This is a genomic window from Shewanella sp. LZH-2, assembly GCF_016859145.1.
In the GTDB taxonomy this organism is placed as follows: domain Bacteria; phylum Pseudomonadota; class Gammaproteobacteria; order Enterobacterales; family Shewanellaceae; genus Shewanella; species Shewanella xiamenensis.
Genome location: NZ_CP069350.1, coordinates 291,036 through 309,814, shown reverse-complemented (window position 1 = coordinate 309,814; position 18,779 = coordinate 291,036). Strand labels below are relative to the sequence as shown.

The 18,779-nt window shown below is 47.1% G+C and carries 17 protein-coding genes; 10 read left to right on the top strand and 7 right to left on the bottom strand.

The genetic code is table 11. The annotated features are described in order from the left end of the window. Window positions 1-82: 82 nt before the first annotated feature. On the bottom strand, window positions 83-1,066 hold the full coding sequence (locus tag JM642_RS01500; protein WP_203432546.1) for a 2OG-Fe(II) oxygenase: 984 nt from the start codon (window positions 1,064-1,066) through the stop codon (window positions 83-85). Between the two features lie 292 nt (window positions 1,067-1,358). Here JM642_RS01500 and ovoA point away from each other — a divergent pair, with 292 nt between their 5' ends. After that, complete coding sequence (ovoA, locus tag JM642_RS01495; protein WP_203432545.1) at window positions 1,359-3,458, top strand: 5-histidylcysteine sulfoxide synthase; 2,100 nt, start codon at window positions 1,359-1,361, stop codon at window positions 3,456-3,458. Window positions 3,459-3,672: 214 nt separating this feature from the next. Here ovoA and JM642_RS20315 read toward each other — a convergent pair whose 3' ends face one another. Next, complete coding sequence (locus tag JM642_RS20315) at window positions 3,673-3,876, bottom strand: hypothetical protein (protein ID WP_239000476.1); 204 nt, start codon at window positions 3,874-3,876, stop codon at window positions 3,673-3,675. Window positions 3,877-4,105: 229 nt separating this feature from the next. Here JM642_RS20315 and JM642_RS01490 point away from each other — a divergent pair, with 229 nt between their 5' ends. From JM642_RS01490 to glnG, 6 genes are all read left to right on the top strand, one after another. Next, window positions 4,106-4,417 (top strand): pyrimidine/purine nucleoside phosphorylase, encoded by a 312-nt coding sequence (locus JM642_RS01490; protein ID WP_037423109.1) that lies wholly within the window; start codon window positions 4,106-4,108, stop codon window positions 4,415-4,417. A 113-nt stretch (window positions 4,418-4,530) separates the two neighbouring features. After that, window positions 4,531-5,127 (top strand): TetR/AcrR family transcriptional regulator, encoded by a 597-nt coding sequence (locus JM642_RS01485; RefSeq protein ID WP_172588321.1) that lies wholly within the window; start codon window positions 4,531-4,533, stop codon window positions 5,125-5,127. A gap of 150 nt (window positions 5,128-5,277) precedes the next feature. Next, entirely contained in the window at window positions 5,278-6,435 is a 1,158-nt protein-coding gene (locus tag JM642_RS01480) for an iron-containing alcohol dehydrogenase (RefSeq protein WP_037425092.1), read from the top strand. 294 nt (window positions 6,436-6,729) lie between these two features. Then, on the top strand, window positions 6,730-7,263 hold the full coding sequence (locus JM642_RS01475) for a DUF4124 domain-containing protein (RefSeq protein WP_172588322.1): 534 nt from the start codon (window positions 6,730-6,732) through the stop codon (window positions 7,261-7,263). A gap of 121 nt (window positions 7,264-7,384) precedes the next feature. Further along, complete coding sequence (glnL, locus tag JM642_RS01470) at window positions 7,385-8,431, top strand: nitrogen regulation protein NR(II) (RefSeq protein ID WP_047538626.1); 1,047 nt, start codon at window positions 7,385-7,387, stop codon at window positions 8,429-8,431. 37 nt (window positions 8,432-8,468) lie between these two features. Continuing rightward, window positions 8,469-9,884, top strand: a complete 1,416-nt coding sequence (gene glnG / locus JM642_RS01465) for a nitrogen regulation protein NR(I) (RefSeq protein WP_047538629.1) — start codon at window positions 8,469-8,471, stop codon at window positions 9,882-9,884. A 68-nt stretch (window positions 9,885-9,952) separates the two neighbouring features. Here glnG and JM642_RS01460 read toward each other — a convergent pair whose 3' ends face one another. The 4 genes from JM642_RS01460 to JM642_RS01445 all read right to left on the bottom strand — a co-directional run bounded on the left by JM642_RS01460 (window position 9,953) and on the right by JM642_RS01445 (window position 12,552). After that, the gene (locus tag JM642_RS01460) at window positions 9,953-10,510 is read right to left on the bottom strand and encodes a porin family protein (RefSeq protein ID WP_047538633.1); all 558 of its coding nucleotides are present in this window, start codon (window positions 10,508-10,510) and stop codon (window positions 9,953-9,955) included. A 196-nt stretch (window positions 10,511-10,706) separates the two neighbouring features. After that, window positions 10,707-11,075, bottom strand: coding sequence for a hypothetical protein (locus JM642_RS01455; RefSeq protein WP_203432544.1), 369 nt, complete (start codon window positions 11,073-11,075; stop codon window positions 10,707-10,709). A 47-nt stretch (window positions 11,076-11,122) separates the two neighbouring features. Continuing rightward, entirely contained in the window at window positions 11,123-12,013 is an 891-nt protein-coding gene (locus JM642_RS01450; protein WP_047538636.1) for a cation diffusion facilitator family transporter, read from the bottom strand. A gap of 50 nt (window positions 12,014-12,063) precedes the next feature. Continuing rightward, entirely contained in the window at window positions 12,064-12,552 is a 489-nt protein-coding gene (locus tag JM642_RS01445; protein ID WP_050991289.1) for a Spy/CpxP family protein refolding chaperone, read from the bottom strand. 359 nt (window positions 12,553-12,911) lie between these two features. On the opposite strand from JM642_RS01445, the gene JM642_RS01440 reads away from it, so the two are divergent. Both JM642_RS01440 and JM642_RS01435 read left to right on the top strand, forming a co-directional pair. After that, window positions 12,912-13,598 (top strand): response regulator, encoded by a 687-nt coding sequence (locus JM642_RS01440; protein WP_037423088.1) that lies wholly within the window; start codon window positions 12,912-12,914, stop codon window positions 13,596-13,598. Window positions 13,599-13,612: 14 nt separating this feature from the next. Beyond that, a complete protein-coding gene (locus tag JM642_RS01435) occupies window positions 13,613-14,962 on the top strand; it encodes an ATP-binding protein (protein WP_037423086.1) in 1,350 nt (449 codons plus the stop codon). A gap of 58 nt (window positions 14,963-15,020) precedes the next feature. Here JM642_RS01435 and JM642_RS01430 read toward each other — a convergent pair whose 3' ends face one another. Continuing rightward, window positions 15,021-16,880 carry a sigma-54-dependent Fis family transcriptional regulator gene (locus JM642_RS01430; protein WP_203432543.1) on the bottom strand — a complete coding sequence of 620 codons (1,860 nt, stop codon included), beginning with the start codon at window positions 16,878-16,880 and terminating at the stop codon, window positions 15,021-15,023. A gap of 368 nt (window positions 16,881-17,248) precedes the next feature. Here JM642_RS01430 and JM642_RS01425 point away from each other — a divergent pair, with 368 nt between their 5' ends. Next, entirely contained in the window at window positions 17,249-18,769 is a 1,521-nt protein-coding gene (locus tag JM642_RS01425; RefSeq protein WP_099457292.1) for an aldehyde dehydrogenase family protein, read from the top strand. Window positions 18,770-18,779: the final 10 nt, after the last annotated feature.

Genomic DNA, 18,779 nt, shown 5'->3' with positions numbered 1-18,779 from the left:
ATAAAATACTGCCCAAGGATAAAATAATTTTATCCTTGGGCAGTCCTGTAAACGGCAATTCCTTTATCAAATACAGATAAAGCTAGCCGAACAAGCCCGCTCTTAACCAAAACGGCTTATCTCTAAACCACTGGGTACAAACCCATTTTTGCCCTGATATCACCTCACAGCCGCGGTGCAATGAGGAAGGAATGGGTTTGCCAGTTTGATCCGTATTGTCAAAAACCAAAATCGCGGCGGTCTCAGGCTTAACTTGTATGTAAGGTGCCTTGAACTCTGTTTCTCCTCCTTCAAAGTCATCATTAAGATACAAAATAGCCGTTTTTGACCTTTGGCCAAAACGCTCCAATTCAGCTTCAATTTCAGCGGTATATGTATGTATTGCGTCATAATGCCAGTGATAAAACTGGCCAGGTTCGTACCGAAGTACAACTATGGGTTCCGCAAACGCCAACTTAACCCCTGCAAACTTGGCAATGACTCTTTCAACACAAGCCATTGCAAGATTGTCATTAGGAATCGGTGTGGGGTAATGCATGTTGTTGCGGATACCACTTTCGACACTCCCCTTTCCCTGATGTCCATACACAGTAATAGGCCGTAAATGAGGCAATGAACACCTCTTGATATCGTCTAGTAAATTCACAGGTAGTTGGGATTGGGACAGCGTTCCCGATTGCAGTTGCTTCCCGGCTGAAGTCGGCCTGCGCTCAAAAGCCAATAGCGCAGCAAACACATTGATCGCATCAGCGTGGCGGGGCGTAATCGTTTTTAGCCAAGGTACGAAATAACAAAATTGCGCTTTAACCTCTTGCGCTTGCAGAGGATCTTCCATCAAAACATAGGAACCCCAGAACGATTTTAAACTCGCCAGTTCCTCTAACACCCACTCAGCACTGAAAAACAAAGCGATGGCCAGCTCTCTTTCAGAAACCATGCTACGCATGCAGTGAACTAACCAAAAACGCACAAAATCAGCCGACTCAGTTGCCAACTTAAGTACTAACGCCTCAGGCAAACGATTGAAATAACGCTCTTCTAATAATTGAACAAATAACTGCTGCATATAAGACCTATTCACAACTCAACCCTACTATGCTCATTAAAACTGAATCGAACCTGCTAAGAAACATTTTATTTACAATCGATCGTTTTATCGTCTTTTGTCTCTATCAATCTTGAGTACAAAAATACAATCCTAGTTTCATCTCAGGCTTGGTTTCTGTTAGCTTGAAAACTCAGATAAATAACTGCCACATTTTGTTGGTAAAGTGATCCGATAACCAACCGTGACGTATTGAGCCTGACAACCCATGGCAACAACAATGGCACCCGCTTGCCCTATGGAGAAATCGAACATGCCTGTTTTGCAAACACTCAAACTTACGGGTGATAATGAAACGCTAAAACGTCAAGCGCTTAAGCACTACTTCAACCAAACTTGGGCGCGCTATGAGTCGCTCTTCGAGTTGATAAAACACGACCATGCCTATTATTTAAAAGCCGAGCCTTTACGCCATCCGCTGATTTTTTACTTTGGCCACACCGCGACCTTCTACATCAATAAGCTCAAACTGGGCAAATATCTTGAGGAGAGAGTCAACGATCATTTTGAGTCGATGTTTGCCATTGGTGTTGACGAGATGTCTTGGGACGATCTCAATGAAACCCACTACCAATGGCCAACGGTCACCGAGGTAAAAGACTATCGAGACAAGGTAAATCGCGTTGTTAACCAATTAATTGATACTATGCCAATCACCTTGCCTATCACTCAGGACAGCCCTGCTTGGGTCATTTTGATGGGGATTGAGCATGAACGTATCCATTTAGAAACCTCATCAGTCATTATCCGTCAGTTGCCTTTAGAGGAAGTATCCCCAAGTGTTCACTGGCCTGAGTGCCAAGACTATGGAACGATAGACGCTAACCAGCTGATTGCTGTGGCGGGCAAAAAAATCACTTTAGGTAAAAAAGAGCAAGATGAAACCTACGGCTGGGACAACGAATACGGCAATAAGAGTTTTAAAGTGGCAGACTTTAAAGCCTCAAAGTATTTAGTGAGTAATCAAGAATATTTAAGCTTTGTTGAAGCCGGAGGCTATCAATCGCCCGAGTTTTGGAATGAAGAAGGTCGTGCATGGCTGGCTTACACTCAAGCCCAGATGCCACGTTTTTGGCGCCGTTATGAGGGCCAATGGTGGCAACGAAATCTTACCAGCGAAATTCCACTTCCCCTTAATTGGCCAGTTGAAGTCAATCAACTCGAAGCTAAAGCGTTTTGTTATTGGAAAGCGCGCCAGACTCAAAGCAACATCCGCCTTCTGACTGAGGCGGAATGGTATATTTTACGAGAAAATATTCCAACCGATGCCCCCGACTGGCAAGAAGTACCAGGGAATATCTCGCTGGCCTACTACGCTTCCTCTTGTCCGGTAAATCGCTTTAAACATAATGAATTTTACGACATTGTCGGTAATGTCTGGCAATGGACCGAAACTGCTATCGATGGTTTTAATGGCTTTGCAGTGCATCCACTCTACGATGATTTTTCAACGCCAACTTTCGATGGTAAACATAACCTGATTAAAGGGGGCTCTTGGATCTCGACGGGCAATGAAGCCATTGCAGCCTCTCGCTACGCGTTTCGCCGTCACTTCTACCAACATGCCGGATTTCGTTATGTGGAGTCCCTGCAAAACCCAGAGCAAATGGCCGAGGTTAATGTGTACGAAACCGATGAACTGATTTCTCAATATTTAGAATTCCATTATGGCGCTCAATATTTTGGCGTCCCGAATTTCTGCGTTAATGGCGTTCAACAGGCGTTAAACGAAATCCAACTTGAGCATACCGCGAAGGTATTAGACATCGGCTGTTCGGTGGGCCGAGCCAGCTTTGAGTTAGCTAAAGTGTTCGACCATGTTGATGGTATCGATTTTTCGGCCCGTTTTATTCAACAAGCCTACACGCTGACTGAACAAGGCGAAAAACGCTATACCATCCGCACCGAGGGCGATTTACAAGAGTTTAAGAGTGTCAGCCTTGCTAAACTGGGCTACCAAGAAGAAGCCAAAAAAGTCAACTTCATGCAAGGTGATGCCTGTAATCTTAAGCCCATCTACACAAGTTACGACTTAGTTTATGCCTCAAACCTTATCGACAGGTTGAACGATCCCAAACATTTCCTCACCAGTATTGGCCAACGTATTAACCAAGGTGGCTACCTAGTGATTGCATCACCTTATACTTGGCTTGAGGATTACACACCAAAAGAGAAATGGCTCGGAGGTATTAAAGTAAAAGGGGAAAACTTCACCACTTTAGATGGGTTGACCGAAACCTTGATCGGCCAATTTGAGCTAGTCGCGGTTAAGGAAATCCCCTTTGTAATCCGTGAAACTAAACGCAAGTTCCAACATTCCCTCTCAGAAATGACGATCTGGCGTAAACGATAACCGAAAACATTTAAGAAAAAATCCGCCAGAGAATCACTTCTGGCGGATGCATAACAGACAGCTCTGTGACATTCGCGGCCTCCAATGGCAAGGATCTGCTTTTGATATTGCTTACCGATAACCAAGTTGATTTACTAAGCCAATAAACTCTCTCTTCAGGAAGCGACTAGGCTTATCACTGCACTGTATTCCTCTACTAGGGCGTGTTGACGTTTCAGTAGAATAACGACACATCATTCCTCGTTTCGCGAGCACGTGCTTGCCAGAACGAACAAAATCTAATCTCGAAACGTGAACACGCCCTAATACCAATGGCATAAAACATCTGTTCATTCAGCGCGAGTTCAAAGTGCTTTAGGCAAGGCGAAGCATAATGTAGCTCTATCAGAAGTCTTGAACCTAATATAAAGTACTTCATCCAGCCATCACCTGCACTATGGGTGCTAAGCCAGATTATTTTATTGGGTATGCCAGCACCAACGAGTAATAACTTAGAAATTTTATGCACTTACACCAAAAACAAATCCTGCGTGCACAACATCTTATTTATTAAGCAGCTAAAGAGAAAAAAATCATATTGACGACAGAATTAAAATAACTTTGAATTGCATACATATTCATAAAACATAAAGTAATTGGAGCACGGGATGGAACGAATTGAGCAAGTAGCAGTAGCCAAAAAAGCCAATATCTATTTTGAGGGTAAAGTCGCTAGCCGCAGTGTATTTTTCAGTGACGGTAGTAAACAAACCCTAGGCGTAGTGCTTCCTGGAGAATACGAGTTTTCCACCTCGCAGGGTGAAATCATGCAAGTCACCAGCGGCAGTTTTGAGGTATTACTGCCAAATAGCTCAACTTGGCAAATATTTAGCGAAGGCAGCCAGTTTGAGCTTGCGGCCAATGTCAGCTTTAAAATTCGCAATAGCGATATCGCAGAATATTGCTGCAGCTATCTATAGCGTTCAAGTCGATGGAATGCTTAGTCAACTGAGCATTCCGCTGTTTACATAATACGTCTGTATAAAAACCAACCACTAGACGACTGGTCTAATTTGCTATAGACTCATGCGCCATGAAAACAGAAACCCAATCAACCCGTCAGCATATTCTCGACGTCGGTTACTCGCTGATCGTTAAGCAAGGCTTTTCGTGTCTAGGGTTAGCCCAATTACTCAAGACCGCCCAAGTACCAAAAGGCTCGTTTTACCATTACTTTGAATCCAAAGAGCAATTCGGTGAGGCACTGTTAACCAGTTATTTTGAGCAATACCAAACAGAGCTTGATAGCTTATTTGCCAACCCACAGCTCTCTGGCTTTGATCGCCAAATGCAATACTGGCAAAGATGGTTGCACGTGCAGCAGGACGGTTGTGTCGATCAAAAATGCCTAGTCGTTAAGTTAAGTGCTGAGGTGGCCGATCTCTCTGAGGCTATGCGCCTTGTGCTTTTAAAGGGGTCGGCTGGCATCATTGAGCGCTTAACCCAGTGCATTCAAGTGGGGATTGCCGATAAATCCATCTGTGAACAGAATGCTCAGGCAACAGCAGAGTTGTTGTATCACATGTGGCTCGGCGCCAGTTTGATGAATAAACTCGGCCACAGCCGCGCAGCTTTAGAGCGCGCCCTTGCAATGACCGAATCTATTTTAAAGACTAAAACCATGGGTTAATGCCAGCAACACTGGCACACAAATTAATCAGCAACCCGTTAATGAACAATGAAATATCGCCTCGTCGGCTTGATTTATCATTTAGTAGCCAAACAAATATAGACGACTGGTCTACTAAATTTATTTTCCAACCATAGGACAAATAGCAGTATGTTTAATTTCACCTACTACAATCCAACTCGCATTCATTTTGGTAAAAATACCATAGCTGAAATCGACACCTTAGTGCCTAGCAATGCCAGAGTTATGGTGCTATTTGGCGGCAGCAGCGCTAAACGTACAGGTACCTTAGCTGAAGTAAAACAAGCGCTTGGAAATCGTTTTGTGGTCGAATTTGAGGGGATCGAACCCAATCCAACCTACGAAACTCTGATGCAAGCGGTCGCGCAAGTACGTGAATTACATATCGACTTCTTACTCGCCGTTGGTGGCGGTTCGGTCATCGATGGCACTAAGTTTGTTGCCGCGGCTGCGGTATTTGAAGGCGAGCCTTGGGATATTCTCACGAGCTGGGGCACCAAGGTGACCAAAGCCATGCCATTTGGCTCGGTATTAACCCTACCGGCCACAGGTTCAGAGATGAACAACGCCAGTGTGGTGACCCGTAAATCTTTGAAAGCAAAGCTGCCATTCCGTAACGATTTAGTGTATCCACAATTCTCCATCCTCGATCCCACCAAAACCTTTACCCTACCGGAAAGACAAGTGGCGAACGGTGTTGTCGATGCGTTTGTGCATATCACCGAGCAATATCTCACTTACCCAGTCAATGCCGCGGTACAGGACAGATTTGCCGAAGGTTTACTGCAAATTTTGATTGAATTAGGCCCACAAGCACTCACAAAGCCTGAAGATTACGATATCCGCGCTAACTTGATGTGGGTCGCGACTATGGCACTCAATGGCACGATTGCCACAGGCGTTCCGCATGATTGGGCAACTCACATGATTGGCCATGAGCTCACCGCACTCTATGATATTGACCATGCCCGTACCTTAGCTATTGTCTTGCCAGCACTATTACGCTGCACTAAAACGGCTAAACGTGAAAAATTACTGCAATTTGCAGACAGAGTATGGCATATCACCACAGGCTCCGAAGACGAACGAATCGAGGCCGCGATTGCGAAAACCCAAGCATTTTTCGAAGCCATGGGCATTGCAACGCACTTATCTGGCTATGATTTAGGTAAAGAAGCTGTCGATGCGGTTGTTGCTCAACTCGAGAAACATGGCATGGTTGCTTTAGGTGAACATGGCAATATCGATCCCGCCATGAGCCGCGATATTTTAACCCTCGCCTTATAGTTCAATCTCACACCTCTGCAATCCCATGCGACCGTGAGGCTTAAGGCCATCAACGCACCATAATGGTGCGTTGATATTCCCTCAAACGGGGCAAAGGGTACTCACACTTAGGGGCATCAAGTTTTAAAGAAATATTTGTAATGGCGTTAGCGACATCAATCAGTCACACCTTGTCATCTTGTAAACCCGTTTATCGCCGATAAATCCTCATTACTGATGCACAAACACCATGATTTTTGATGAAAAAACGACTACTCTTGGATAATCTTATCTTACTGATAAAAGGATTTTTGCATGCGTTTATTTACTCTCATCAGCTTAGTGCTGCTTAGCTTATTCGCGCAGGCAACAGTATATAAGTGGGTCGATAAGGACGGTAAAGTTCATTATTCCGATGAGCCACATCCAAATGCTGAGATTGTTGAATTAAAAGAAAAAACGCTAAACCAAATTACTCTTCCCCCCGTAAACCCTGATACAAATGACTCGCAAGCCATTGAACAAACCAAATACCAAGTCGTCATAACTTCCCCTGAAGAAGAGGAAACCGTCAGGGATAATAATGGCGATTTCCAAGTCACAGCCACAGTAACCCCTGAAATCAAGAGCCAATATCTCATGGCCCTTAAACTCGATGGCAAAACCATCGGCCAACCCCAAATCGGCGGCACATTTCAGTTAAGCAACATCGACAGAGGTGAACATACCATTGTTGTCGATGCGATGACTCAAAACGGCAAAGTCTTTGCATCTAGCTCTCCAAGAAAGATATTTCTTCATCAAGCGGCGATGACTCCAGCACCTAAAAAGCAGCCAAGATCCAATTAAATGGTTTAATAATAAATAGTTAGGTTGTCACTAACAGATTAAACCGTTTGATGAAGCCGAGTTGCAGCATGCACCAAATCGGTGCAACATAAGGGTGCAACCCTATTTTCAGGAACGGTAGATGGATAAAGAGACTCTGCTCAATCATTTAGTGACCGCGGTACTGGTCATCGATAAGGATCTTAAGCCTTGTTATGCCAACGCCGCTGCAGAGCAACTGTTAGGTGTCGGTAGCCACAGGCTGGTCGAACAAGCATTACCCGAGCATTATCAAGCGCTCGGTGTCGAGGCTCAGCTCCTTAGCGATGCGGTAAAAGCTGGGCAAAGTCTCACCGTTAACACCGCGACGTTAGTCACCTTAGATGCCCAGCATCACACCGTCGATCTGACACTGATCCCGCTCGAGGATGAAGCACAGCTGAGCCTGCTTGAACTTAGGCAAGTCGATCAACAACGACGTATCCACCAGCAACTTAGCCAAGATGCACAGCAGCAGGCGGCACAATTCTTAGTGCGTAACTTAGCCCATGAGATTAAAAACCCCTTAGGCGGCTTGCGTGGTGCAGCGCAATTGCTCTCGCGGGAACTCGACGATCCCGCGCAAAAGGAATTTACCAATCTCATCATCGAACAAGCTGATCGGCTGCGTAGCTTAGTCGATAGGCTACTTGGCCCGCAGCGCCCCACTCAACATAGCCTGCATAACATTCATCAAGTGGTGCAAAAAGTATATAAACTGGTGGAAATCGCACTGCCAGCCAATATCCAGTTGAAGCGGGATTATGATCCCTCGATCCCCGATATCGAGATGGACCCAGATCAAATGCAGCAAGCGGTGTTGAATATATTGCAGAATGCGGTGCAAGCCCTCGAGTATACCGGCGGTGAAATCCTGATCCGCACCCGCACGCAACATCAGGTCACCATTGGCTCGCAGCGCCACAAGCTCGTACTGACCCTGTCTATTATCGACAATGGCCCAGGTATACCACCAGAGCTGATGGACACGTTGTTTTATCCCATGGTCACCAGTCGCGAACAGGGCTCGGGGCTGGGTCTATCGATTGCCCACAACATTGCCAGATTACACTCGGGCAGGATTGATTGCGTCTCCAGCCCAGGACATACAGAATTTATTATCTCGCTACCGATTTTAAGTGCCAAATAATCAAGCAAAACCAACACATACCGTATGAGGAAGCAAAATGCGAATCAGTGAACAAGTGTGGATCCTCGACGATGACAGCTCAATACGTTGGGTGCTCGAAAAAGCGCTCCAAGGCGCTAAACTTAGCACCGCCAGCTTTGCTGCAGCAGAATCACTCTGGCAAGCATTAGAAATCTCCCAACCACGGGTCATCGTCTCGGATATTCGTATGCCGGGCACCGATGGCTTATCCCTGCTTGAAAGACTGCAAATCCACTATCCGCATATTCCCGTTATCATCATGACGGCGCATTCGGACTTAGACAGTGCAGTGAGTGCCTATCAGGCTGGGGCGTTCGAGTATTTACCTAAACCCTTTGATATTGATGAGGCGATTTCACTCGTTGAGCGCGCGCTGACCCATGCAACAGAGCAAAGTCCAACGCCAGTTGCGCAGGAAACTCAAGTCAAAACCCCCGAAATTATCGGTGAAGCCCCTGCGATGCAGGAAGTGTTTCGTGCCATTGGTAGGTTGTCGCGCTCTTCAATCAGCGTGCTGATCAATGGCCAATCAGGCACAGGTAAAGAGCTAGTTGCAGGCGCACTGCATAAGCACAGTCCGCGCAAGGATAAACCTTTTATCGCCTTGAATATGGCGGCGATTCCCAAGGATTTAATCGAATCAGAACTGTTTGGCCACGAAAAAGGCGCCTTTACTGGTGCGGCTAACGTGCGTCAAGGGCGCTTTGAGCAAGCTAACGGCGGCACCCTGTTTTTAGATGAAATCGGCGATATGCCGCTAGACGTGCAAACCCGTTTGCTACGGGTTCTCGCCGATGGACAGTTTTATCGAGTCGGCGGCCACAGTGCTGTACAAGTGGATGTGCGCATCATTGCTGCCACCCACCAAGACCTAGAACAATTAGTCCTAAAAGGCGGATTTAGGGAAGACTTATTCCACCGCCTCAATGTGATTCGTATCCATTTGCCACCGCTGTCACAACGCCGTGAGGATATTCCTCAGCTTGCTAGCCACTTTTTAGCCTCCGCCGCCAAGGAGATTGGTGTCGAAGCAAAAATCCTCACCAAGGAGACCGCCGCTAAGCTATCGCAATTGCCATGGCCGGGCAACGTTAGGCAACTAGAGAACACTTGTCGCTGGCTCACCGTCATGGCCTCAGGACAAGAAATCCTGCCCCAAGACTTGCCGCCCGAGTTACTTAAGGAACCTACCAGTATTAATCCAATGGCGAAAGGTAGCCAAGATTGGCAATCGGCACTCACCGAGTGGATCGACCAAAAACTGTCTGAGGGAAATAGCGATTTATTAACCGAAGTACAGCCTGCCTTTGAGCGAATATTACTCGAAACCGCATTGCGACATACACAAGGGCATAAACAAGAAGCGGCAAAACGTTTAGGCTGGGGAAGAAATACTTTAACGCGAAAACTGAAAGAATTGTCTATGGATTAACCATCCATTTAAAAGCAATAAAGGGATAGTGATATCCCTTTTTTATTATTTAGATTAAATATAAATAATTAGAACTGGTAATGCACACCAATCGCCAGTTGTTTAATATCGGTATCGATATCTTTCACATTTAAATAATTGTGGTCAGCGTCTAAATCACCGCTAGTAACATCGTAACTCAAGCGAACATTTAAATGCTCTGTCACAGCAGCGTTAATACCAACACCGTAGGTCCAGCCATAGCCTGTGAAATCTTCATCAAAACCAAAACCGTCAATATTCATAGCCATAGATGCAACACCGACCTTTGCATAAGCTGAGAACATATCATTGATTTGCATAGTAAACTTAGGTGTAAAAGTAAGTGCACCCGCAGAAATATCGACATCCTTATCGCCTAAATCGCCAGTTGCAAATAAATTCGCCTCTAAACCAAACCATTCGTTAAAGTTGTAACCACCGTATACACCGAAACCTGTCCCTGTTTCTCCATCATCAAGCACATCAACAGTCACGCGATTTAGTGCACCACCCACATAAAAACCTGTGGTGTCAGCTGCCGCTACAGCTTGGCCTGTCACTAATACTGCTAGTAAAGAACCCGCAACTAAAGATAGTTTTTTCATTACATTTCCCTAATGAGTTAACCTAAGTAGTAAACGCCGCGAATAATATAACAAACACAAAATAAGAGTAATAGTTTGTAAAGGCTAAATACACTTTATACAGAAAGCATTCAGCTTTAAATAAAACGAGCATGTATGAGAAGAGACTTAAGCATTAACTAACGACTCGCAATACATTCATAATCGCGAAATAACACTAGAGAATAAGGGAACGAGGTTTTCGCTCATCGAGGCATTCACTAATCATGACTTTTCCCGATTGTGCACAAATTACCCGGCTGCGCCACATTAATAATGGCCAAACATGTAGTCGATACTCCCGCTGCGCAATATTGAACGGAATAATTCTCGGCCAATAATATAAGGATTGACGCAGGATAAGCTCGCTCCAAACGCCCATAGGAAGATTCACTAGATTATGATCAGAGAGGTTTGAGTCAAGTCCCCCGCTCGCGCTGGGGACATGCTCGGCAATCAACTCAAAGCGAGTCGACAATCGATGATAACGGCAGATGAGCCGCGTATTAGCATCAAACAGGTGAGACTGCCGCTGCATCCATGGCATAACCACTCCTTTGGTATGTCAATAATCGCTTTAGTGTTTTACCGCGGTTATTGAGTCATTGGCTCCACTTGTACGGGATCTTGGTGAATAATCACCTCGGCATCTTCAAAGGCGGCCTTTACCCTAAGCCCTGTGGTATCAGCAATACTGTGGGCCTCGTTTAGGCTTAAATGGCCGTCTAACTCCAAATGGAATTGAATAAAAATGGTTTTACCTGCTTGGCGCGTCCGTAAATCATGAAGCCCTAATACTCTTGGATCTTCCTTAGCAATTTGTTTTATCCGCTGACGGGTTTCTTCATCTAACTCACGATCTAACAATGCTTGAATCGAGCGGTAACCTAAATCAAAAGCCTGCCGGCCTATGTAACAGGCAATCAGTACTGCAAATAGACCATCCGCCCACCACCAGCCATATTGAGACAATATGAGTGCTAAAAGCACTGCGGCATTGAGAAATAAATCTGACTTATAGTGCAACGAATCGGCTTCCACCACAGTGCTATTCGTTGCCGCTAGCGCCCGTTTTTGCAGCAAAACTAAGGCGAGTGTCAGCACAATTGCGACTACAGAAACCACTACGCCTAAGGTGGCATTTTCAACGGGTGAAGGATTTAGCAAACGTTCGCCGCCATAAAATAGCAACAGAAATGCCGAACCCATAATAAAAGCCGATTGCGCTAGCGAGGCTAATGGCTCAGCTTTACCGTGGCCATATCTGTGGTCATGATCTGCGGGAACGAGAGCATAGCGAATGGCAATAAAATTGATAATCGAGGCGAGTGCATCGGCGAATGAATCCGTCAAGGATGCCAACATACTGGCAGAACCGGAATACAACCAAGCTAACAGTTTGATTGTGATAAGGGTCAAAGCAGTAGCCACGGAAGCGCGACTAGCTAATTTGACCCAAAAATCGTATTGGGAAGTTTCAGTCATAGGGGTCTATATCGGGAAGCTATGACTCTATTGTATATCAGCTTACAAGCTTAACTGCGAGGTTCTTTAGCAGCTTGTGCTTCAAATCGCGCTTTAAACTTAGCTTGTTGCTCGGGCGTCAGCAGATTGTAAATTTGATTCTGCATCTTCATCCTTTCAATCGCTTGCGTTAGACGTTTTTCCTGCTGAGCACTCAGCAGTGCCTTAGCTTGCGCCTCATCGAAGGTGGCCGAGGTGATCAACCCATGCATTTCAGTTCGGTGCGCTAAACGCTCTTCCTTCGAAGGTCTATCATCACTACGTGCTGCACGTTGCTCAGCAAACAGTTTTTTAATGTCCGCTTTTTGTGCATCAGTTAAGTCTAATCCTTCGAACATTCTATGCATGCCATCATGCTCCATGCGATCGCCACGTTTATGAAACTCACCACGAGAATGATCACAGCCTTGGCTAGGCTCAGCACTCACTGCTGTCGCCAATACTGCGGAGCTTGCTAAGATGGCAAATAGACCTGCTTTTAAAGGAGATAATGTTTTCATCATATTAACCTCAATAATTCAACTTCATGTTGTAAAGATAAGAAATAGTGACGACCCTTTTAAAAGCCGAATCACTTTCGACGATAACAGTCTAAAGCCTCATATGTAAGTGAGGGCGTGACCTGAGTAAATCAGTGTAAAGTTGCGCCAATAACCATACCCGAATCACCTTAAGGAGCAGAAACTCGACTCTGGAACTCGCTTAGGTAAAACAGATTCTCTATTCTTTACTTTGGCTTACATTGCTACACAGCAATTGACATCAAAAGGGGTATACTCAGGCAAAGTACTAAAAGTGCCTGCGATTTACTGAGCCCATGCCGGTCTGCAGCACCCGTTCACCCAGATTAAGGAACACTATGAGTCGGATATTATTAATCGATGATGATCTCGGTTTGTCAGAACTCCTTGGACAATTACTCGAACTCGAAGGGTTTAAACTCACGTTAGCCTACGATGGTAAGCAAGGCTTAGAACTTGCCTTGGCTGCAGATTACGATTTGATCTTACTCGATGTCATGTTGCCTAAATTAAATGGCTTTGAAGTGCTTCGCGCCCTGCGGCAACACAAGCAAACACCGGTGCTGATGCTCACGGCTAGAGGTGATGAGATTGACCGCGTGGTGGGGCTTGAAATCGGTGCCGATGACTATTTGCCGAAACCCTTTAACGACAGGGAGCTTATCGCCCGTATTCGCGCCATCATTCGCCGCTCACACTTAACTGCCCAAGAAATTCATGCAACACCCGCGCAAGAGTTTGGTGATTTGCGTTTAGATCCCACTCGCCAAGAGGCCTATTGCAATGAGCAACTGATCATCCTCACGGGCACAGAATTTACCCTACTGCACACCTTAGCGCTCCATGCTGGCGAGTTGATGAATAAAGAAGAGCTCAATGAAATTGTGCTGGGTAAAAAATTGATGCCATTCGATCGCAGCCTAGACATGCACCTCTCGAATCTACGTAAAAAACTTCCCGAGCGCAGCGATGGCAGACCCAGGGTGAAAACTATTCGTGGCAAAGGTTATATCTGGTTACCATAACGGCGGGAACAACTGTGCCTAATCGCTTATTTATCAAATTACTGCTCGGATTTTGGCTCTGTAGTTCGTTGATTATTGCCTTAGTCGGGCTGTTGCCTTTGTTGCAACAAAATCACGACCGCGCCCCAATACCGCCCCACCTGCAAAAAGTACTGGCGACCGTAGCGCAGCGCATTCAAGAAAATCCAACTCTGCTTAAGTCCGATTTTCTGCGCCGCTGGGAGAGGCATCGAGATATGGAAGGCAAACCGCTGCGGCTGTATCTCACCAATAGCCAAGGCCAAGTGATTAACACCAATAGAATCAGCCGTGGTGTACGCAGTTTTATGCTGATGGCCGATGAAGAAAAACAGCCAATTAGCCACCAATTTAAAGATGAATTAGTATTTGGCCCACACCAATTTACTCTGGAGGGAGAAACCTATTTTCTCTATGGTCGACTGCCAGATATTCATCCTCGGCCCTGGTTCTTCTTCTTCATCGAAAACAAACTACTCACCCTCAGTTTGGCCATACTGATGTCGGGATTACTCTGCGCCCTACTCGCTTGGCATTTGGGTAAGCCACTCAGTTCACTCAAGAAAAGTGCCGATGCCCTCGCCGAAGGTGATCTCAGCAATCGCGTCGATAAGGCGACCACTCAACGGAACGATGAAATCGGCCAGCTCGCCACCGCCTTTAATAGCATGGCGGATTCGATTGAGGCCATGGTCAAAAATCAACAGCGATTAATGGGTGATATTTCCCACGAACTGCGCACCCCACTGACCCGCCTGCAATTGTCACTGGCACTGGCCCGTAAGAAAGGCCAACAAACTACAGAAACCGACCGCATTGCCTACGAGGCCGAGCAATTAGAACAACTGATTGCCGAGCTGCTGGAGCTATCGCGGGTCAAACTTAGCACCAATGAGACTAAGGTACGCCTTGGCTTAGCCGAGTCGCTAAGCCAAGTATTGGACGATGCCGAATTTGAAGCCGATCAACAGGGTAAAAAGATCACTATCGATATCGATGAAGCCATCGAACTCAGCCATTATCCGAAATCCCTGTCCCGAGCGATAGAAAACCTGCTGCGCAACGCGATTCGTTATGCCCAGAGCGATATTCACCTGCGCGCGAGCCAAACCAACGGCCAAGTACTGATCAGCATTAAAGACGATGGCCCGGGGATTGATCCTGCTGAGCTTGAAGCGATTTTCAAACCCTTCTATCGCCCCGATTCGGCAAGGCAGCGGGAAAGCGGTGGCTGGGGGCTGGGGCTCGCCATTACCGAAGCGGCCATTAGCGCCCATAAAGGTAAAATCAGAGCCGAGAATCGCCAGCCCCACGGCCTTGAAGTCAATATCAGTTTACCGACCTAAAAACATAAGCCCCGCTAACACAGTTAGCGGGGCTTATATCATCAACAGTCAACTACCGTTAATTCTTAATCCCTAGCTGTTTTAATTTGCGATACAAGGCATTACGACTAATCCCCAAACGCTTAGCACATTGGCTCACATTACCCTCACAGGCGCGGTAAGCCTGCAACACGTTCAGATTTATGGTTCCATGGAGCGAGTCGATGGTGGCGGAGCTAGGCTCGGACAGTTCGTGCGGATGCGCCGTGGTTTCCGCGTCGACAACCTCAGTTAATGTGTGCGGCTCAAACGCCAGATCCATTAGCTTTTGAGCAAGGTAATCGGGGAGATGATTGATCTCGAGTACAACCTCACCTTCGGCCATCAAACACGCCACCTGCATTAGGTTATCCAGCTCCCGTAGATTGCCGGGCCAATCGTAACGCATTAGCTGCGCCAATAATTCAGTACACAAGGTTTGTGGGCCGCTGCGGTGACGGCGGTGCAATTTATGGATAATGCGCTCAATATCCTGCCGCTCACGCAGCGCAGGCAAGCGCACCTGCAATCCATTCAGGCGATAAAACAAGTCCTGACGGAACAGCCCCTGCGACACCAGCGACTCTAAGTCCATATGGGTCGCGGCGATGATCTGAATATCGACCTTAACACTTTGATTACTGCCAACAGGGACGACCTCACGCTCCTGCAGCACCCGGAGTAACCGGCTTTGCGCCGCCAGCGGCATCTCGCCAATTTCATCGAGGAACAAAAAACCACCGTGGGCTTGGCGGATCTTACCGATAAAACCAGTTCGATTAGCACCAGTAAAAGCCCCTGCCTGATAGCCAAATAACTCAGACTCAACCAGCTCTGCGGGCAAGGCGGCGCAATTCACCGCCACTAACGGCTGCGCGCGGCGCGAGCTCTGGGCATGGAGCTTTTTGACAAACTGCTCTTTCCCCACCCCAGTTTCACCGAGCACCAGCAAAGGGATTTGTTTAGTGATGACCTTATTAGCTTGCTGCCAAGCCCGCTCAAGCAAGGGATCGCGAAATCTTACCCCCAATTGACTCTGCGGCTTATCTTGAATCGTCTTCGCACTTTTGGTCTGCGTAACACCCAACGCCTGAGTCTGTAAGTGCAGGGCCAAATCCCGATTGAAGCCCCCCGCTCGCGCCCAGCTATCTCCCAAATGCAGCTCTAGGCTATCGCCCAGCTTGGCTTGAGTCAGCAATTGTTTTGCCATGGGATTACAACCCACAATTCGTCCATCACTGTCGGCAATCACTATGCCTTGCCAGCCAGAACTTAATAAACTCGGCTCGGCTGCTAAATCAATCCGATAGTGACTATCGGGCAGATGACACAACAACGCAGTCTCAACCTGCTGCGCCAGACTCGACACTAACATTAAAGTCTGCTGTGAATGCCGCTGTTGCTCACTGGTGATATCGAGCACTCCGAGCATCTCGCCTTGGGGTGAAAAAATCGGGCAAGCAGTACAACTCATAAAACGATTTTGGCGGATAAAATGCTGCTCACCGACCACTGACACCGCCTGTTTGGCCGTGAGCGCGGTGCCTATTGCATTGGTGCCTTTATACTTTTCGAGCCAGTTGACCCCAATATCGAGCGCCACATCAGCTAACTTACTGGAATAACGACTCACGCCCCAATGTTTCAGCACATAACCGTCAGCATCGGAGAGCAATAATCGACTATTGGAATGTGCCATCAGTTGATTAAACAGCGGTAAGGCATGGGATTGTACTAATTCGATGAGCTGCTGATATTGCTCATGTTTATGTTTAAGCTCCGCGCGCGTGAGTCTGAGATCCTCACCAGCACGAAACTCTGATAAGCCAGCACCTAAGCTGCGCTGCCATGAATCGGCTAACCATGCCTGTGTGGTTGGAAAATGCGGTTTTACTGTCATAGCCATGCTCCCCGAGCGCTGTTCCATTTCGGCACACCCATGGTGTGTCGTTGGATGACAAAATGACCACAGGGCAACTTTCCATCCTTGAATGCCCTATTGTTTTGGATCTGCAAAATTAGCTTTTCATCATACTGTTAGCTCAACAAGTGTACAACTCCTGCCAGTTTGGCACTGTCCTTGCGATACCCGTTTATACGCAGCGCTCAGGTGTTGCGTAAGAGAACACCAACTTAATCAACAACTTTGTGAGTCAATCCGATTGGCAAAGGAAAAAAATAACAACAGTGCTCAAACCTATTTCAACAAGACCCATGCTGAGACGCTACACATTTAGCGTTTTCGGCAGCCACAGAAGGAATAACACTATGATTTATGCTCAACCCGGAACTCCTGGTGCCATCGTTAACTTTAAAGAAAAATACGCCAACTTTATCGGTGGCAAATGGGTCGCCCCAGTTAACGGCGAATACTTCGATAATCGCTCCCCCGTCAATGGTCAAAACTTCTGTAAAATTCCCCGCTCCGACTATCGCGATATCGAACTGGCGCTCGATGCGGCCCACGCCGCTAAGGATGCTTGGGGAAAAACCTCGGTCACCGAGCGTGCGAATTTACTGCTGCGTATCGCCGATCGCGTTGAGCAAAATCTCGAATACTTAGCCGTTGCCGAAACCTGGGAAAACGGCAAAGCGGTGCGTGAAACTCTCAACGCCGACTTGCCTCTGTTTGTAGACCATTTCCGTTACTTCGCTGGCTGCATTCGAGCACAGGAAGGCAGCGCCGCCGATATTGATGGCAACACCGTCAGCTATCACTTCCCTGAACCTTTAGGTGTCGTCGGGCAAATCATTCCGTGGAACTTCCCGCTGTTGATGGCAGCATGGAAAATCGCCCCCGCGCTCGCCGCAGGTAACTGTGTGGTACTCAAACCCGCCGAGCAAACGCCGGTCTCTATCCTTGTGCTACTCGAACTGATTGAAGATCTGCTGCCACCCGGCATCCTCAACGTCGTCAACGGTTTTGGCGCCGAAGCGGGCCAAGCCCTCGCCACCAGCAAACGTATCGCTAAACTTGCCTTTACTGGTTCCACCGAAGTGGGTTACCACATATTAAAATGTGCCGCCGAATCACTGATCCCATCGACAGTAGAACTCGGCGGTAAATCGCCTAACCTGTATTTCGCCGATGTGATGGACCACGAAGACGAGTATTTAGATAAGGCCGTCGAAGGCATGTTGCTGGCCTTCTTCAACCAAGGTGAAGTCTGCACTTGCCCATCAAGGGTGCTGATCCAAGAGTCGATTTACGATCGCTTTATCGAAAAAGTGCTCGCCCGTGCGCAAACCATCAAGCAGGGCAACCCGCTGGATACCGCCACCCAAGTGGGCGCGCAGGCCTCACAGGAACAATTCGATAAGATCTTAAGTTACCTTGCCATTGGTAAAGATGAAGGCGCGCAGGTGCTCTTAGGCGGCTCGCTCTGCCAGCTCGAAGGCGATCAAAGCAAAGGCTATTACATCAGCCCAACGATCATGAAAGGCCATAATAAGATGCGGATTTTCCAAGAGGAAATCTTCGGTCCGGTTATTTCGGTCACCACCTTCAAGGATGAAGCCGAAGCCTTAGCAATTGCCAACGATACCGAATATGGCCTAGGCGCAGGCGTGTGGACTCGGGATATGAACCGTGCCCAACGTATGGGCAGAGGCATTCAAGCGGGTCGCGTTTGGATTAACTGCTACCACGCCTATCCTGCCCACGCGGCCTTTGGCGGTTATAAAAAGTCTGGCATCGGCCGTGAAACCCACAAGATGATGCTCAATCACTATCAAAACACCAAAAACCTGTTAGTCAGCTACGATATCAATCCGCTCGGTTTCTTCTAACCGAGCTGAA

Bases quoted from the DNA above. Each gene is read 5' to 3' on its own strand.
- JM642_RS01500 (WP_203432546.1), bottom strand. From the start codon at position 1,066: ATGCAGCAGTTATTTGTTCAATTATTAGAAGAGCGTTATTTCAATCGT.
- ovoA (WP_203432545.1), top strand. From the start codon at position 1,359: ATGCCTGTTTTGCAAACACTCAAACTTACGGGTGATAATGAAACGCTA.
- JM642_RS20315 (WP_239000476.1), bottom strand. From the start codon at position 3,876: ATGAAGTACTTTATATTAGGTTCAAGACTTCTGATAGAGCTACATTAT.
- JM642_RS01490 (WP_037423109.1), top strand. From the start codon at position 4,106: ATGGAACGAATTGAGCAAGTAGCAGTAGCCAAAAAAGCCAATATCTAT.
- JM642_RS01485 (WP_172588321.1), top strand. From the start codon at position 4,531: ATGAAAACAGAAACCCAATCAACCCGTCAGCATATTCTCGACGTCGGT.
- JM642_RS01480 (WP_037425092.1), top strand. From the start codon at position 5,278: ATGTTTAATTTCACCTACTACAATCCAACTCGCATTCATTTTGGTAAA.
- JM642_RS01475 (WP_172588322.1), top strand. From the start codon at position 6,730: ATGCGTTTATTTACTCTCATCAGCTTAGTGCTGCTTAGCTTATTCGCG.
- glnL (WP_047538626.1), top strand. From the start codon at position 7,385: ATGGATAAAGAGACTCTGCTCAATCATTTAGTGACCGCGGTACTGGTC.
- glnG (WP_047538629.1), top strand. From the start codon at position 8,469: ATGCGAATCAGTGAACAAGTGTGGATCCTCGACGATGACAGCTCAATA.
- JM642_RS01460 (WP_047538633.1), bottom strand. From the start codon at position 10,510: ATGAAAAAACTATCTTTAGTTGCGGGTTCTTTACTAGCAGTATTAGTG.
- JM642_RS01455 (WP_203432544.1), bottom strand. From the start codon at position 11,075: ATGCCATGGATGCAGCGGCAGTCTCACCTGTTTGATGCTAATACGCGG.
- JM642_RS01450 (WP_047538636.1), bottom strand. From the start codon at position 12,013: ATGACTGAAACTTCCCAATACGATTTTTGGGTCAAATTAGCTAGTCGC.
- JM642_RS01445 (WP_050991289.1), bottom strand. From the start codon at position 12,552: ATGAAAACATTATCTCCTTTAAAAGCAGGTCTATTTGCCATCTTAGCA.
- JM642_RS01440 (WP_037423088.1), top strand. From the start codon at position 12,912: ATGAGTCGGATATTATTAATCGATGATGATCTCGGTTTGTCAGAACTC.
- JM642_RS01430 (WP_203432543.1), bottom strand. From the start codon at position 16,880: ATGACAGTAAAACCGCATTTTCCAACCACACAGGCATGGTTAGCCGAT.
- JM642_RS01425 (WP_099457292.1), top strand. From the start codon at position 17,249: ATGATTTATGCTCAACCCGGAACTCCTGGTGCCATCGTTAACTTTAAA.